This is a genomic window from Marinobacter sp. UBA2688, from assembly GCF_002352785.1.
In the GTDB taxonomy this organism is placed as follows: Bacteria; Pseudomonadota; Gammaproteobacteria; order Pseudomonadales; family Oleiphilaceae; genus Marinobacter; species Marinobacter salarius.
Genome location: NZ_DELU01000005.1, coordinates 126,212 through 141,382, shown reverse-complemented (window position 1 = coordinate 141,382; position 15,171 = coordinate 126,212). Strand labels below are relative to the sequence as shown.

General features: G+C 59.2%; 12 protein-coding genes. All 12 read left to right on the top strand.

What is annotated here, in order from left to right; translation table 11 throughout:
* The first annotated feature begins 15 nt into the window (after positions 1 to 15).
* The 12 genes from B3M52_RS01055 to ftsZ all read left to right on the top strand — a co-directional run bounded on the left by B3M52_RS01055 (position 16) and on the right by ftsZ (position 15,108).
* Entirely contained in the window at positions 16 to 1,755 is a 1,740-nt protein-coding gene (locus B3M52_RS01055) for a peptidoglycan D,D-transpeptidase FtsI family protein (RefSeq protein ID WP_286748545.1), read from the top strand.
* 4 nt (positions 1,756 to 1,759) lie between these two features.
* Complete coding sequence (locus tag B3M52_RS01050) at positions 1,760 to 3,244, top strand: UDP-N-acetylmuramoyl-L-alanyl-D-glutamate--2,6-diaminopimelate ligase (RefSeq protein WP_286748544.1); 1,485 nt, start codon at positions 1,760 to 1,762, stop codon at positions 3,242 to 3,244.
* On the top strand, positions 3,241 to 4,632 hold the full coding sequence (locus B3M52_RS01045) for a UDP-N-acetylmuramoyl-tripeptide--D-alanyl-D-alanine ligase (RefSeq protein ID WP_286748543.1): 1,392 nt from the start codon (positions 3,241 to 3,243) through the stop codon (positions 4,630 to 4,632). The genes B3M52_RS01050 and B3M52_RS01045 overlap by 4 nt, the downstream gene beginning before the upstream one ends.
* Complete coding sequence (gene mraY, locus B3M52_RS01040; RefSeq protein ID WP_286748542.1) at positions 4,617 to 5,702, top strand: phospho-N-acetylmuramoyl-pentapeptide-transferase; 1,086 nt, start codon at positions 4,617 to 4,619, stop codon at positions 5,700 to 5,702. The genes B3M52_RS01045 and mraY overlap by 16 nt, the downstream gene beginning before the upstream one ends.
* Before the next feature lie 14 nt (positions 5,703 to 5,716).
* Positions 5,717 to 7,057 (top strand): UDP-N-acetylmuramoyl-L-alanine--D-glutamate ligase, encoded by a 1,341-nt coding sequence (murD, locus tag B3M52_RS01035; RefSeq protein ID WP_286748541.1) that lies wholly within the window; start codon positions 5,717 to 5,719, stop codon positions 7,055 to 7,057.
* A complete protein-coding gene (gene ftsW / locus B3M52_RS01030) occupies positions 7,057 to 8,259 on the top strand; it encodes a putative lipid II flippase FtsW (protein ID WP_273623182.1) in 1,203 nt (400 codons plus the stop codon). The genes murD and ftsW overlap by 1 nt, the downstream gene beginning before the upstream one ends.
* The gene (gene murG, locus B3M52_RS01025) at positions 8,252 to 9,337 is read left to right on the top strand and encodes an undecaprenyldiphospho-muramoylpentapeptide beta-N-acetylglucosaminyltransferase (protein ID WP_286748540.1); all 1,086 of its coding nucleotides are present in this window, start codon (positions 8,252 to 8,254) and stop codon (positions 9,335 to 9,337) included. The genes ftsW and murG overlap by 8 nt, the downstream gene beginning before the upstream one ends.
* Positions 9,330 to 10,775, top strand: coding sequence for a UDP-N-acetylmuramate--L-alanine ligase (murC, locus tag B3M52_RS01020; RefSeq protein ID WP_286748539.1), 1,446 nt, complete (start codon positions 9,330 to 9,332; stop codon positions 10,773 to 10,775). The genes murG and murC overlap by 8 nt, the downstream gene beginning before the upstream one ends.
* Positions 10,768 to 11,745: a D-alanine--D-alanine ligase gene (locus tag B3M52_RS01015; RefSeq protein ID WP_286748538.1), complete on the top strand. Its 978-nt coding sequence runs from the start codon at positions 10,768 to 10,770 to the stop codon at positions 11,743 to 11,745. Before murC ends, B3M52_RS01015 begins: the two co-directional genes overlap by 8 nt.
* On the top strand, positions 11,738 to 12,577 hold the full coding sequence (locus tag B3M52_RS01010) for a cell division protein FtsQ/DivIB (RefSeq protein ID WP_286748537.1): 840 nt from the start codon (positions 11,738 to 11,740) through the stop codon (positions 12,575 to 12,577). Before B3M52_RS01015 ends, B3M52_RS01010 begins: the two co-directional genes overlap by 8 nt.
* A gap of 36 nt (positions 12,578 to 12,613) precedes the next feature.
* On the top strand, positions 12,614 to 13,849 hold the full coding sequence (ftsA, locus tag B3M52_RS01005) for a cell division protein FtsA (RefSeq protein ID WP_286748536.1): 1,236 nt from the start codon (positions 12,614 to 12,616) through the stop codon (positions 13,847 to 13,849).
* 101 nt (positions 13,850 to 13,950) lie between these two features.
* On the top strand, positions 13,951 to 15,108 hold the full coding sequence (gene ftsZ / locus B3M52_RS01000) for a cell division protein FtsZ (protein ID WP_286748535.1): 1,158 nt from the start codon (positions 13,951 to 13,953) through the stop codon (positions 15,106 to 15,108).
* The last annotated feature ends 63 nt before the right edge of the window (positions 15,109 to 15,171 follow it).

Sequence of the window (15,171 nt, the reverse complement as noted above, 5' to 3'; positions counted from 1 at the left end):
CGTAAGGTGAAGACAGTGTCGGACCAGGGAAAAACAGCAACATGGGGTCAGCGACTGACCGCCGGGCTTGGGGCCTGGCGGTACGGCACCGTGTTGGGTGTTTTTCTGCTGGTTGTCGGTGCCCTTGCCTGGCGGTTGGTGGATCTGCATGTGGTGGACAACGAGTTCCTGCGCAAGCAGGGCGACGTGCGCACTATTCGGGTGGAAAGTATCGATGCTCATCGTGGGGTCGTGACGGACCGGCACGGAGAATCACTGGCGGTGAGCACTCCGGTCCAGACCATCTGGGCGAATCCCTCCGAAATCGACGCGGATGGACCGCGACTGACCAATGTCGCACGCCTGTTGGGCCTCCAGGAGGCCAGACTGCGGGAGCGGCTGCGTAAGTATTCAGGCCGGGAATTCATCTACCTGCGCCGTAAGCTTCAGCCAGAGATTGCACGACAGGTGCTGGCAATGGGTGTTCCGGGCGTGTACAGCCGCCAGGAGTACCGTCGTTACTATCCCGCTGGAGAGGTGACGGCTCATGTGGTCGGGTTTACGAATATCGATGAAAGCGGTCAGGAAGGTATCGAGCTGGCCTACAACCAGTGGCTGAGTGGTGAAAGTGGTCGCAAGAGGGTGCTCAAGGACAACCGTGGCCGTGTGATCAAGGATCTGACGTTGATCCGCGACGCGAAGCCTGGTCGCAACCTCGAACTCAGCATTGATTTGCGGCTCCAGTATCTGGCTTATCGGGAGCTGAAAGCCGTTGTCGGCGCGCACGACGCCAGGGGTGGCACTCTGGTGATGCTGGACGTGGACACCGGCGAGGTGTTGGCCATGGTGAACCAGGGCTCCTACAACCCCAACGACCGCAGCCAGCTGAGCCCTGACCGTTTACGGAACAAGGCCATTACCGATCTGTTTGAGCCGGGGTCCACGATGAAGCCTGTTTCCATGGCTGCAGCACTGGAATCGGGGAAGTTCAAGGCTTCCAGCACCATAGACACAGCGCCGGGGTACCGGCGCTTTGGCCGTTTCACGATTCGTGATCACCGGAATTATGGAGTGGTAAGTCTGACCGACGTGATTGCGAAATCCAGCAACGTCGGCATCAGCAAGATCGCCACCGAGTTGGGTGGTGACACTATCCGGGATCTTTATGCCCGCCTGGGGCTGGGCCAACCTACCGGTATCGGGTTCCCCGGTGAGGCTGTTGGCGTGCTGCCGGCACCACCAAAGTGGCGCCCCGTCGAAGAGGCAACCCTGTCCTATGGGTATGGCATGAGCGTCAATGCGCTTCAACTGGCGCAGGCATACATGGTTCTGGCCAATGGCGGAATCCGCTACCCGCTGAGTCTGTTGAAGGCGGATGAAAAACCCGTTGGGGAACGAGTTCTTTCCGAAGAAGTCTCATTCCAGATCAGGGAAATGTTGCGAGAGGTGGTCGAGAACGGTACCGGAAAGCGCGCTCAACCGGGGTTCTATTCTGCCGGTGGTAAAACCGGCACGGTACACCTGGTGGGTAAGAATGGGTATGAGGATAGCCAGTACAAGGCGATATTTGCCGGTATGGCTCCCATCGACAATCCGCGGATTGTCACAGTCGTGGCTGTCGATGCACCCCAGTCCGGCGAATACTACGGTGGCGAAGTGGCTGCGCCCGTATTCGCCAGGGTAATGGGTGATGCATTGCGGCTACTGAACGTAAAGCCGGAACTGGAGCTGGGCGAGGCAAATGCGCCGCGTCGGGCTTCCGGGGAGCGGGGTTAGGGTTATGTGTATTACATCACTCAGCACATTGTTGCAGGGAATCGCACCGGTACCGTCGGTGTTTGATGTCACAATCCACGGCCTGAAGACCGACAGCCGTGACGTCAGGTCGGGCGACGCGTTCGTTGCCCTGGCCGGTGCCCGAACGCCCGCCGACCACTACATCGAACAGGCGATCGGTGCGGGTGCCACCGTAATCCTGTTGGAGTCAGCGCAGCCGGATGAATGCTACGAGCATGAAGGTGTTCTTATTGTTCCGGTGACGATGTTGCGCGCTCACCTCGGGAAGATCGCGGATCGATTTTTCGAGCATCCCTCTCAGCGATTGCGCCTGATTGGCGTGACCGGAACGAATGGCAAAACCTCGGTAAGCCATTACATAGCGACATTGCTCCAGGAGACCGGCACCCCTTGCGGCGTTATCGGCACCCTCGGCTATGGTATGCCCGGTGCGCTGCAGGAAGGTGCACACACCACGCCGGATGTTGTGCAGGTAAATCGGGTACTTTCAAAAATCATCGCCCAGGGCGGACGCGCGGCGGCGATGGAAGTCTCTTCACACGCACTCGAACAGGGGCGGGTCGACAACCTGACCATGACCGGTGCGGTGTTTACCAATCTTACCCGGGACCACCTGGACTACCACGGTTCCATGGATGCTTACGGAGCGGCGAAGGCCCGTCTTTTTCATCGCGAAGAGCTGCATTTCGCGGTCATCAACTTCGATGATCCGTTTGGAAGGCAGCTCTATGAGAAGCTTGATGGCAAATGTGACCGTGTCCGTTACAGCTTGCACGAGGCCCAGACCGAGCTCTGGCTGACGGAATTCGCACCGTCCATTGACGGTTTTAGCGCCGGTGTAGACGGGCTTTGGGGCAGGTTTAATGTGTCCGCCCGGGTATTGGGAAGCTTTAACGTCAGCAATATTCTGGCAGCCATCGCAGCCGTGCTCAGCCTGGGTGTGCCGGTAGAGCGGGTTCAGCAAGCGGTTGAGCGGTTGTCGCCCCCACCGGGACGGCTGGAGCCCTTCGCCGGCAGTAATGATGTGCGTGTTGTTGTGGATTACGCCCATACCCCGGATGCCCTGAACAGTGCACTTGCCGCCTTGCGTCCCCATGTTGGCGGGCGGCTTTTCTGTGTATTCGGCTGTGGCGGCGACCGCGACACCGGTAAGCGGCCAGAGATGGCCCGGGAAGCAGAAAAAGGGGCTGATGTCGTGATCGTGACGGACGACAATCCGCGCAGTGAAGACCCGGATGCCATTACCTCCGACATCGTTGCCGGATTCGAGCGCCCAGAACAGGTCGCGGTTATCCATGATCGTGCTGAGGCGATTCGCCAGGCTATTCACTCCGCCGTGGCGGGGGATATTGTGCTGATCGCCGGAAAGGGCCACGAGGCGTGGCAAGAAGTGGCAGGCCAGAGATTTCCGTTCAGCGACGCTGAACAGGTGCGACATGCGCTGTCGTTGAATGGGGGTGTCGCATGATGCGGCCATTTGCGCTGGCTGAGGCTGTCAATTGGCTTGGCGGCACTGTGGCTGTGGGTGATCTGGACGGCCTGATGTTTCAGGGTGTCTCGACCGATACGCGCCTAATCGCCAGCGGAGACGTGTTCGTGGCGCTTAGGGGTGAGAACTTCGACGGGCATGATTATCTGGCGGTGGCCGAGAAGGCTGGAGCCGTGGCTGCTGTTGTAGACAAGGCAGACCCGAGCCTGGGGCTTCCGCAGATCCGGGTTTCGGACACGATAGACGCATTGGCACAACTGGCCCTGGCCAATCGCAATGCCAGCACCGCGCGTTTTGTGGCGATCACCGGTAGCAGCGGTAAGACCACGGTACGCGAAATGGTGGCCGCGATTCTTTCGCAGGTAGGTAATACCCTCGCCACCGAGGGTAACCTCAATAACCACATTGGCGTTCCCTTGACGCTGTTCAGGCTGTCACCGGAACACCAGCTGGGCGCGATAGAACTCGGAGCCAGCGGTCTGGGAGAGATAGCCCACACCGTCAATATAGTTCGGCCGGAGGTGGTCATCCTCACCAACGCCGGGCAGGCGCACCTGGAAGGGTTTGGTGGATACGACAACGTGGTGCGTGCAAAGGGTGAAATCATTGATGGCGCGCCAGCATCCGGTCTTGTGGTCCTGAACAGTGATGACCCTGCCTTCGATCTATGGCGTCAGCGGGCGGGCAAGCGTCGGGTTGCAAGTGTCAGTGGCCGGGCAAGTGAAGGGGCTGATTACGTCCCCGAAGATATCCGCAGCGATGGCGATGTGCGGCAGTTTCGTGCACAGGGGCCGGACGGCTGGTTCTGTGACATCAGCTTTTCCCTGCAGGGCGAGCACAATATCACCAATGCATTGTTGGCGATTGCCGCTGCACGGGAGCTGGGTGCAGGCGATGAGGCGATAAAGGCGGGGCTGGCGGCTCTGAAGCCGGTAAAGGGGCGCCTGCAAATGATGGTGCTGACACCGAAACTGACCGTCATCGACGACAGCTACAACGCCAACCCTGCCTCCATGAAAGCCGCTTTGGATGTGTTGGCTGCGCGACCGGCCAGCCGCGTGGTTGTGTTGGGGGCGATGGCTGAGTTAGGGCAGGACAGCTTAGCTCTGCACAGGGAGGTTGGTGAATTCGCCAGGGCGAGGGGCATCGAAAGACTGATCGCCGTGGGTCCCGGCTGTGAAGGATATGTTGAGGGTTTCGGAGACGCCGCTGAGGTGTGTGCGAGCCATGACGACGCTGTGCGTCGTCTGTTTGAGGGGCCTGCCGAGTCACAGACGGTACTGGTCAAGGGTTCTCGCAGTTCCGCCATGGATCGCGTGGTGGAGGGAATACAAGAAAAGGTGGGTAACGCATGCTGCTCTGGCTGACAGAGGCTCTTTCACAGTACTTTTCCGCGCTGACGGTTTTCCAGTACCTGACCGTCAGGGGGATCTTCGGGGTGCTGACCGCCCTGTTGATCTCCCTGCTGATCGGCCCGGTGATGATTCGCAAACTCAGCCAGTACCAGATCGGGCAGGCAGTTCGTGACGACGGCCCACAAACGCATCTGAGCAAAGCCGGCACGCCGACCATGGGTGGTGCGCTGATTCTGGTGGCTGTCGGGGTCAGCTCATTGCTGTGGGCGGATCTGAGCAATCGGTATGTCTGGGTGGCGATTCTGGTCACCCTTTTGTTCGGTGCGATTGGCTGGGTGGACGACTACCGCAAAGTGGTGGAGCGCAATCCGAGGGGATTGCCTGCACGCTGGAAATATTTCTGGCAGTCAGTGATCGGAGCGACGGCGGCGATAGCGCTGTTCATGAGTTCTGCATTGCCCCAGGAAACGTCGCTCTACGTGCCATTTTTCAAGAACGTATCGCTGACCCTGGGGCCGGTGCTGTTCATCCTGTTGAGCTACTTCGTGATTGTGGGCAGCAGCAACGCGGTGAACCTGACCGATGGCCTCGACGGGCTCGCCATTATGCCGACGGTGATGGTGGCGGCGGCCCTGGGCATCTTTGCTTACGTGTCTGGTCACGCTCAGTTCGCCGATTATTTGCTGATTCCTCACTTGCCGGGCACCGGGGAGTTGATTGTGTTCTGTGGTGCGCTGGTGGGTGCCGGGCTGGGATTTCTGTGGTTCAACACCTATCCCGCCCAGGTGTTCATGGGCGACGTGGGCGCGTTGGCGCTTGGCGCGGCGCTGGGTGTCGTGGCCGTGATCGTACGGCAGGAAATCGTATTGTTCATCATGGGCGGCGTGTTCGTCATGGAAACCGTTTCCGTGATTCTTCAGGTGGCGTCCTTCCGGCTTACCGGCCGGCGGATATTCCGCATGGCGCCGCTGCATCATCATTTTGAATTGAAAGGCTGGCCGGAGCCGCGCGTTATTGTGCGCTTCTGGGTTGTCACTGTCGTGTTAGTACTGGTTGGCTTAGCCAGCCTGAAACTGAGATAGGGAAGCAAAGCACCATGGGTGTCATCGTTTCAGATCGTCGAACGCTGGTTGTGGGGCTCGGTAAAACCGGGCTCTCCTGCGTGCGCTATCTGTGCGAAAAAGGCCGCGATGTTGCCGTGGCTGATAGCCGCCTGTCGCCGCCCGGCCTGGATGATCTCAGGGCCGAATGGCCGGACCTGCCCGTGTACCTGGGTGAGTTCGATGCCGACCTGTTTTCCGGCTTTAACGAATTGGTGGTCAGCCCAGGGATCAGTGTTGCGGAACCGGCTATTCGGGGGGCGGCCGATAAAGGGGCTGTCATTCGCGGTGATATTGACCTGTTTTCCGAAGTAGCGGACGCGCCGATCATCGCCATCACCGGTTCCAATGGAAAAACCACGGTGACCACGCTGGTCGGAGAGATGGCCGGGGCCGCTGGCCGCCGCGTGGAAGTCGGCGGCAATATCGGCACTCCGGCGCTGGATCTGCTTGGTCGCGGTGCGGACCTTTATGTTCTGGAACTATCGAGCTTCCAGCTCGAAACCACCCGGGAACTGAATGCCCTGGCGGCCACGGTGCTGAACGTCAGCGATGATCACATGGATCGCTACCCGGACAAGATGGCCTATTTCCAGGCCAAACAACGAATTTTCAACGGCTGCCAGAACGCCGTGGTCAATCTGGACGATGCCCTTAGCACGCCCATGGCGAGGGATAGCCTCCGGTTCCTGTGTTTCGGCTTTCACCGTGTTAACCCGGATACGTTCAGTACCCGAGATGACGATGAAGGCACCTGGATTACCTTCGGTTTTGACAACCTGCTGTTGGCCGAGGAATTGGGCCTGATGGGTCAGCATAATATCAGCAATGTGATGGCGGCACTGGCACTTGGGCACGCCGCCGGGTTACCGATGGACGTGATGCTGGAAACTGCCAAGCGTTTCAAGGGGCTGCCGCATCGGTGCGAATTCGTTCGGCGGGTGAGCGATGTCGACTACATCAATGACTCCAAGGGCACCAATGTGGGAGCGACGGCCGCCGCCATTGAGAGTTTGGTGCCAGCGGGTGGGAAAATCGTGCTGATTGCCGGTGGTGAAGGCAAGGGCGCTGATTTCTCCTTGCTCGCTGAACCCGTGTCAACTCATTGTCGCGCGGTTGTACTGATCGGCGCTGATGCTGAAATCATCGCCACCGCTTTGGGTAATCGGGTTGAGACGGTCAACGCTGCTGACATCGCAGACGCTGTCCATACGGCAAAAAAACTGGCCCATCCGGGTGACCGGGTACTGTTGTCACCTGCCTGCGCGAGTTTCGACATGTTCCGCGACTACGGGGATCGTGGCGATCGTTTCCGTCAACAGGTGGAGGGGCTGTGATGCACGCTGACCTATCCCTCACCAGCCAACACGGCCTGTTCCGTGATCTGCGTCCGCTGCCACTACTGATCATCAGTTCTGCTGCGTTGCTGGTCATGGGCATTGTGATGATTTCTTCCGCCTCCATGGACATGGCGGCGGAAACCATGGGCAACAGTTACCACTATGTGATCCGTCAGCTTATTTTTGCCGGCATCGGCTGCGTCCTTGCGCTGATTGCCGTCAACGTGCCGATCTCGTGGTGGGAGCGCAGCGGGTGGCTGTTGCTTGGGGTCGGTTTGCTGTCTCTGCTTCTGGTACTGACGCCCCTCGGGCGTACGGTCAATGGCTCCACACGCTGGATCTCTTTTGGTCTGTTCAATGTTCAGGTGTCGGAAATCGCGAAGCTCTGCCTGATTGCCTACCTGGCGGGATACGTGGTGCGTCGTCGGGATGAGTTGCTAAATACCTGGCCTGGGTTCCTCAAGCCATTGGGCGTGCTGGGTATTGCCTCGGTGCTATTGGTTATCGAGCCGGATTTTGGCGCCACGGTGGTACTGGTTGCTGCATCAGCCGGCATGATTTTCCTGAGTGGCGTCCGGCTTAGCCGGTTTATGCCGCTGATTGGTGTGTTGGTGGTGATGGGTTCCGTGCTGGTATTCACCCAGCCCTACCGGTTGAAGCGGGTTGTGAGTTACCTCGACCCCTGGAAAGACCAGTTTGATACCGGTTACCAGCTAACCCAGTCACTGATTGCGTTCGGTCGTGGCGACTGGGCGGGTACCGGGTTGGGGAATTCGGTACAGAAACTCTTCTATCTGCCGGAGGCCCACACCGACTTTATCTTCGCGATCATTGCGGAAGAATTCGGGTTGTTGGGGTCGCTGATGGTCTTGGGCCTGTTCACTGTGTTGGTGGTGACCGGATTTGTGATTGCCAGAAGGGCCGAGAAAGCGGGCATGCCATTCGCTGCGTGTTTCTCCTATGGCATTACTTTGCTGATTGGTTTGCAGGCCGGTATCAACATGGCGGTCAGTACGGGCCTACTGCCTACCAAGGGGCTGACCTTGCCGCTTGTGAGCTATGGCGGTTCCAGCCTGATGATTACCGCTGTCTGCATTGGTGTGCTGGCACGGGTGGAGATGGAGCGGCTGGACCGCGAAAAACTGGCCAGCGAGAAGACCCGTAAACCAGCGGCCAGGGGAGGTGCGGTTTATGACTGATAAACGGCGCTTTCTGATGATGGCTGGTGGCACCGGTGGCCATGTTTTCCCTGCCCTGGCAACGGCGAGACAGCTGCAGGACAAGGGGCATGAGGTTTTCTGGCTGGGTTCTCGTGGCGGTATGGAAGAGCGACTGATCGGCGAAACCGACATACCGCTGTCGCTGATCCAGGTCTCCGGGCTGAGGGGCAAGGGTCGCCTGGCTTTGTTGATGGCGCCGTTCCGGCTGATGCGCGCTCTTGGACAGGCCTTTACGATCGTTCGCACCATCCGCCCACATTGCGTCATCGGCATGGGGGGCTTTGTGACCGGTCCCGGCGGTCTTTCCGCCTGGCTGAACCGGGTGCCGCTGGTGATCCACGAACAGAACGCCATTGCCGGAATGACCAATCGCATTCTGGTGCGCTTCGCCCATACCGTGTTGGAGGCCTTTCCCGGGAGCTTCGGCACGACTGTGGTAACCCGCTGTACCGGCAACCCGGTCAGGCAGGACCTGGCCGAGCTCGCCGAGCCCGATCAGCGGATGTCCGGCCGGGCGGGTGCGATGCGGTTACTGGTGGTGGGTGGCAGCCTTGGTGCCCAGGTGTTCAATCGCACGCTGCCGGCGGCACTGGCCCAGATGCCTGAAGCCGAGCGGCCGACGGTACGCCATCAATGTGGCGAGAAGAATATCGAGGAAGCCGGTGATGCCTACCGTGACCACAGCGTGGACGCCTCGGTGGAGCCGTTTATCAAAGACATGGCAGAGGCCTACGGCTGGGCCGACATTGTGCTCTGCCGGTCTGGTGCGCTCACCGTGTCTGAGTTGTGTGTTGCCGGCGTAGGCGCCGTGCTGGTGCCGTTCCCCCATGCTGTGGACGACCACCAGACCCGAAACGCACAGCAAATGGTTAACGCGAAAGGCGCCATTCTGATCCCGCAGCCAAAGCTGTCGGCCGATCTGCTGGCGGAAACCCTGACCGATCTCGGCAAGGACCGCCGCCGGATTCTGGACATGGCGAAGGCCGCAAAGACGCTGGCTCGCCCCGATGCAACGGAGAGAGTCGTGAACTACTGTTTGGAGGCCGCAAATGGCTGAATCCACAAATCCCCCGCTGGTCTATCAGGTGCCCGAGATGCGCCGTATCCGCAATATTCATTTTGTGGGGATTGGCGGTGCTGGCATGAGCGGTATTGCCGAGGTCCTGAAGAACCAGGGCTACGATGTGTCCGGCTCTGACATTCGTGAGAGTGCCGTGACAGACCGGCTGTCCGGCATGGGCGTTGAGGTGTTCATCGGGCATCGTGAGGAGAACAGTGCCAGTGCTGACGTGGTTGTGGTGTCGTCTGCGGTAACGGGTGATAACCCGGAAGTATCGGCGGCTCGTAGTCGACGGGTGCCGATCGTGCCTCGTGCAGAAATGCTGGCGGAAATCATGCGCTATCGCCATGGCATTGCCGTGGCTGGCACTCATGGCAAAACAACCACCACCAGTCTACTTGCATCGGTTTTGGGAGAGGCCGGCCTGGATCCCACGTTTGTGATTGGTGGCAAACTCAATAGCGCCGGAACCAACGCGCAGCTTGGTGGTTCCCGCTATCTGGTGGCCGAGGCCGATGAAAGCGATGCGTCTTTCCTGCACCTGACGCCGGTGATCTCGGTGGTGACCAACATTGAAGCCGACCATATGGACACCTATGGCGGCGATGTTGGGCGTCTGAAACAGACATTTGTGGATTTCCTCCACAACCTGCCATTTTACGGCGTTGCGGTGATGTGTGTGGATGACGGCTTCGTGCAGGAAATCATCCCCAGGATCTCCCGCGCCATTATCACCTATGGCATCGATAATCCGGACGCCGACTACCGGGCCGAGAACATTGAATCCGACGGCCTGCGGACACGGTTTGTGGTTCGTCGCCCGGGTGGCCGCAGTGACCTGGACGTTGAACTGAAAATGCCGGGCCGCCACAACGTACTCAATGCCCTGGCGGCCATTGCCGTGGCCACCGACGAGGGCGTGGACGATGTTGCCATCTGTCGGGGTCTTGCAGGCTTTGCCGGGGTGGGCCGTCGGTTCCAGGTCTACGGCGATTACGCCACCCGCAAGGGCACTGTCACCCTGATCGATGACTATGGTCATCACCCCACGGAAGTGGAGGCCGTTATCCGAGCCGCCCGTGATGCCTGGCCCGATCGCCGGTTGGTCATGCTTTATCAGCCTCACCGCTACACCCGTACCCGGGATCTCTATGAGGATTTCGTCAGGGTACTCTCGGACGTGGACGGGCTGTTGCTGATGGACGTGTATTCAGCGGGTGAGCCAGCGATACCGGGTGCGGATGGCCGTGCATTGTGTCGCAGCCTGCGGCAGCGAGGCAGTGTGGAGCCGCTTTTTGTGGAAGAAAACGGAGAGATCGAAGCCCTGCTTGCCAACACGTTACAAGACGGTGATCTGCTGATTACACAGGGCGCGGGTGATATAGGCGGAGTGGCTGCGCGACTGGCAGCTGCGGGAGTGATTGCGGATGAGTGAGATGGCCAGGACTGTCGATTCACAAGGTTATCAAGGCGATCCGGACACGCTGAAAGCACTGGGGCGGGTGGCTGTCTTCATGGGCGGTGATTCCGCTGAGCGTGAAGTGTCACTGAAAAGCGGGCAGGCAGTGCTGTCAGCACTGGTATCCGCCGGAGTCGATGCCTATGCCGTGGATGTGCGCGGTTGTTTGCTGAAAACCGTGGAAGAGCCTGAGTTTGACCGGGTCTTTATTGCCCTGCACGGGCGCGGTGGGGAAGACGGCACGATTCAGGCCATTCTGTCCCAGGCGGGTATTCCCTTTACGGGCAGTGACGTGCTGGCCTCTGCGCTGGCTATGGACAAGTTGCGTAGCAAATACGTGTTTGAAGGCTGCGGTCTTCCAACCCCGAAATTCCGTGCCATGGGTTCCGTGGAGGAAGCTGGCAGCTTATTACAGTCGCTGTCGTTGCCGTTGAGCGTAAAACCCTCGCGGGAAGGCTCCAGCATTGGCATTCGTAAAGTGAACAATGAGCAGGAGCTGGTTGAGGCTTATACGCAGGCGGCCGTACTGGATCCTCTGGTTCTCGTTGAGGAGTGGATTGAAGGCCCGGAATTTACCGTCAGCCTCTTGCAGGACCAGGCACTGCCGGCCATTGGTTTGAGCACGGATCACGTTTTCTACGATTACGACGCCAAGTATCTGGCCGACGACACCCGCTACCAGATCCCGTGCGGATTGGACCCGGACAGCGAACTGAAGCTCCAGCATCTGGCGCTGGAAGCGTTCCGGGGGCTGGGCTGCCGCACCTGGGGGCGCGTAGACATCATGCAGGACAGCCAGGGCGAATTCTGGCTTCTGGAAGTGAACACGGTCCCTGGAATGACCGACCACAGCCTGGTGCCCATGTCGGCCCGGGCAGCGGGTATCAGTTTCGAGGAACTGGTGGTGAGGATCCTCATGGACACCTTGGAGGCCAGCGATGCTTGAAAGGCTGCTGATCCGGAGCCGGGCGGTACCGTCCGACCCACCGAAGCGCAGGGGAGCTACCTCCCTTGGGCCAGAACGGGACCGGTTTGGTTTGCTGAGAGCAGTATTGTCTGCCGTGCCTTGGGGGCAGGCGCTCATGGGCGCGGGTATCGTCCTGCTGGCGGCATTGGTGCCCTGGGGAACCAGCGAAGTATTGAGCGCCATGGATCGTCAGGTCATGGCCATCGACGTAAAGGGCGAGCTGGTGGGTGAAAACCGCACGGCACTGGAGCGCAGTGCGGGCAAGTGGATAGGTCGGAGTTTCTTCGCCACGGATCTTTCAGACATTAAAGAAAGCCTGGAGCAGCGCCCATGGGTGGAGTCTGCAGCGGTCAAGCGGGTATGGCCAGACCGACTTCAGATTGACATCCGTGAGAAAAAGCCATTGGCGTATTGGAATAGCCATCGGCTGGTGAGCCGCAACGGAGAATTGTTTGCGCCGCCTAACCCGGAAGTAGCCGGGCGACTGCCTCGGCTGGCCGGCCCGGATGAGCGCGTGAAGGACGTGATCAATATGGCACGGACCATGTCGGATACGCTCACCGGCCATAATCTCGGGTTTGCCGGGCTGAGCCTGGAACAGCGCGGTGCCTGGACGCTGACGCTTGCCAACGGTATCGAAGTGGTTCTGGGCAGGGACCAGGTTGAGGCGCGTTTTGAACGCTTTGTCACGGTTTATCAGGAACGGCTGGCGTCGCGTTCAGACGAAGTCAGACGGGTGGATGCCCGCTACAGCAATGGAGTGGCGGTTCAATGGAAGCCGTCAGAAACGGCCTCGCGGACGAAATCATAGCAACGCTAAATTCAGACCTACGGTTTGGTGGAATAGATGTCATCGGATGAAACGGAAAACATGATTGTCGGCCTCGATATCGGAACCTCGAAAGTGGTTGCGATTGTCGGCAAGCGCAAAATGGATGGGACCATTGAAGTGGTGGGTATCGGTTCCCACCCTTCCCGCGGGCTCAAACGTGGTGTGGTCGTCAATATCGAAACCACGGTCCAGGCGATACAGCGTGCGGTGGAAGAAGCCGAACTGATGGCGGGTTGCCGGATTCACTCGGTCTACGCGGGCATTGCCGGCAGCCATATCAAGAGCCTCAACTCCCACGGCATTGTAGCGATCCGTGATCGGGAGGTGACCCAGGCTGACATTGACCGGGTGATTGACGCCGCCCAGGCGGTGGCGATTCCGGCGGACCAGAAGATCCTTCACATACTGCCGCAGGAGTTCGTGATCGACAGCCAGGAGGGCATCAAGGAGCCCATGGGGATGTCCGGCGTTCGCCTGGAGGCCAAGGTTCACCTCGTCACCTGTGCGGTGAACGCCGCTCAGAACATCGAGAAGTGCGTGAAACGCTGCGGTCTGGAAGTGGATGACATCATCCTGGAGCAGTTGGCCTCCAGTCACGCCATCCTCACCGAGGATGAAAAGGAACTGGGTGTCTGCGTGGTTGATATTGGCGGTGGTACCACCGATATCGCTGTGTTCACCGGTGGCGCCATTCGGCACACGGCGGTCATTCCTATTGCTGGTGATCAGGTCACCAACGACATTGCCATGGCCCTGCGAACACCCACACAGAATGCCGAGGAAATCAAGATCAAATACGCCTGCGCCTTGACTCAGCTGGCCGGCGCGGATGAAACCATCAAGGTGCCCAGTGTGGGCGACCGGGCACCACGGGATCTGTCCCGTCAGGCGCTCGCCGAGGTGGTGGAGCCGCGTTACGAAGAGCTGTTCACCCTGGTGCAGTCTGAACTTCGTCGTTCGGGATTCGAAGACCTGATCCCGGCCGGCATCGTGATTACCGGCGGTTCCTCCACCATGGAAGGCGTGGTGGAACTGGCGGAGGAAATCTTCCACATGCCGGTAAGGCTGGCCTGTCCGCAGGCGGTCTCCGGCATGACGGAGGTGGTTAACAACCCCATCTACGCCACGGGCGTTGGGTTGTTGATCCATGGCTTCCGCCAGATGGATCTGGGGCGGGCGCCGGCGCTTAAGGGTGAAGATGCACCCACGCTGTTTGAGCGCATGAAAGCCTGGTTTACCGGTCATTTCTGACGGCGAGCCGGGAGAAGACATACACGAAGGTATCTCGAAAATCATAATCTCGAAAAATCAGTCTGGAAAAGGCTGATAAACAGCACGAAGGAGTAGGGGAAATGTTTGAACTCGTCGATAATGTCCAGCAAAACGCTGTCATTAAAGTAGTAGGCGTTGGCGGTGGTGGCGGCAATGCCGTTCGCCACATGCTCAACAGTGATGTCGAGGGTGTAGAGTTCATCTGCGCCAATACCGACGCCCAGGCCCTGACCGACCTGGACGCACGTCAGATCATCCAGCTCGGTGGCAATATCACCAAAGGGCTGGGTGCCGGCGCCAACCCAGAGGTGGGGCGTCAGTCCGCTTTGGAAGATCGTGACCGCATTGCCGAGTCACTGAAAGGCGCCGACATGGTGTTTATTACCGCCGGCATGGGCGGCGGAACCGGCACCGGTGCCGCGCCGGTTGTGGCTGAAGTGGCCCGGGAAATGGGTATCCTGACCGTTGCCGTTGTCACCAAGCCATTCATGTTTGAAGGCGGTAAGCGCATGAGTGTGGCGGAAGCTGGCCTCAAGGAGCTGGAGGAAACCGTTGACTCGCTGATCACCATCCCCAACGAAAAGTTGTTGGCGGTGATGGGTAAGAAAACCAGCCTGCTGGATGCATTTGGCTCGGCGAACGATGTTCTGCTGGGGGCGGTTCAGGGTATTGCTGACCTGATTACCCGCAACGGTATGATCAACGTGGATTTCGCCGACGTAAAAACGGTTATGTCCGAGATGGGCAATGCCATGATGGGTACCGCGCGTGCCACTGGCGAGAATCGTGCACGCGAAGCTGCAGAAGCCGCTGTGCGCAGCCCGCTTCTGGAAGACATCAACCTGCAGGGCGCCAAGGGTATCCTGGTCAACATCACAGCAGGTATGGACCTCAATCTGGGAGAATTCTCTGAGGTTGGTGACATTGTTCGTGAATTCGCCTCGGATTCCGCCACGGTGGTCGTGGGTACCGTGATTGATCCGGAAATGACGGACGAACTCAAGGTGACGGTGGTTGCGACCGGCCTGGGCGGCGACCGCGAGAAGCCGACCAAGGTAGTGGATAACACCCGTAGCCTGGATGGCACAACGGATTACAACCAACTTGACCGTCCGGCCGTTCTGCGTCGTCGTGCCGTGGCTCACGGTAATGTGGCGATTGATCAGAGCAAGGACAGCGAGGAGCAGGGAGTCGACTATCTCGATATTCCCGCATTCCTTCGCCGTCAGGCTGACTGATAATCTGTTGCAAATGTATTCGGTAATGGAACCTTTGTGACCGAATAACGTGTGCTGACTATC

Bases quoted from the DNA above. Each gene is read 5' to 3' on its own strand.
- B3M52_RS01050 (WP_286748544.1), top strand. From the start codon at position 1,760: ATGTGTATTACATCACTCAGCACATTGTTGCAGGGAATCGCACCGGTA.
- B3M52_RS01045 (WP_286748543.1), top strand. From the start codon at position 3,241: ATGATGCGGCCATTTGCGCTGGCTGAGGCTGTCAATTGGCTTGGCGGC.
- mraY (WP_286748542.1), top strand. From the start codon at position 4,617: ATGCTGCTCTGGCTGACAGAGGCTCTTTCACAGTACTTTTCCGCGCTG.
- murD (WP_286748541.1), top strand. From the start codon at position 5,717: ATGGGTGTCATCGTTTCAGATCGTCGAACGCTGGTTGTGGGGCTCGGT.
- ftsW (WP_273623182.1), top strand. From the start codon at position 7,057: ATGCACGCTGACCTATCCCTCACCAGCCAACACGGCCTGTTCCGTGAT.
- murG (WP_286748540.1), top strand. From the start codon at position 8,252: ATGACTGATAAACGGCGCTTTCTGATGATGGCTGGTGGCACCGGTGGC.
- murC (WP_286748539.1), top strand. From the start codon at position 9,330: ATGGCTGAATCCACAAATCCCCCGCTGGTCTATCAGGTGCCCGAGATG.
- B3M52_RS01015 (WP_286748538.1), top strand. From the start codon at position 10,768: ATGAGTGAGATGGCCAGGACTGTCGATTCACAAGGTTATCAAGGCGAT.
- B3M52_RS01010 (WP_286748537.1), top strand. From the start codon at position 11,738: ATGCTTGAAAGGCTGCTGATCCGGAGCCGGGCGGTACCGTCCGACCCA.
- ftsA (WP_286748536.1), top strand. From the start codon at position 12,614: ATGTCATCGGATGAAACGGAAAACATGATTGTCGGCCTCGATATCGGA.
- ftsZ (WP_286748535.1), top strand. From the start codon at position 13,951: ATGTTTGAACTCGTCGATAATGTCCAGCAAAACGCTGTCATTAAAGTA.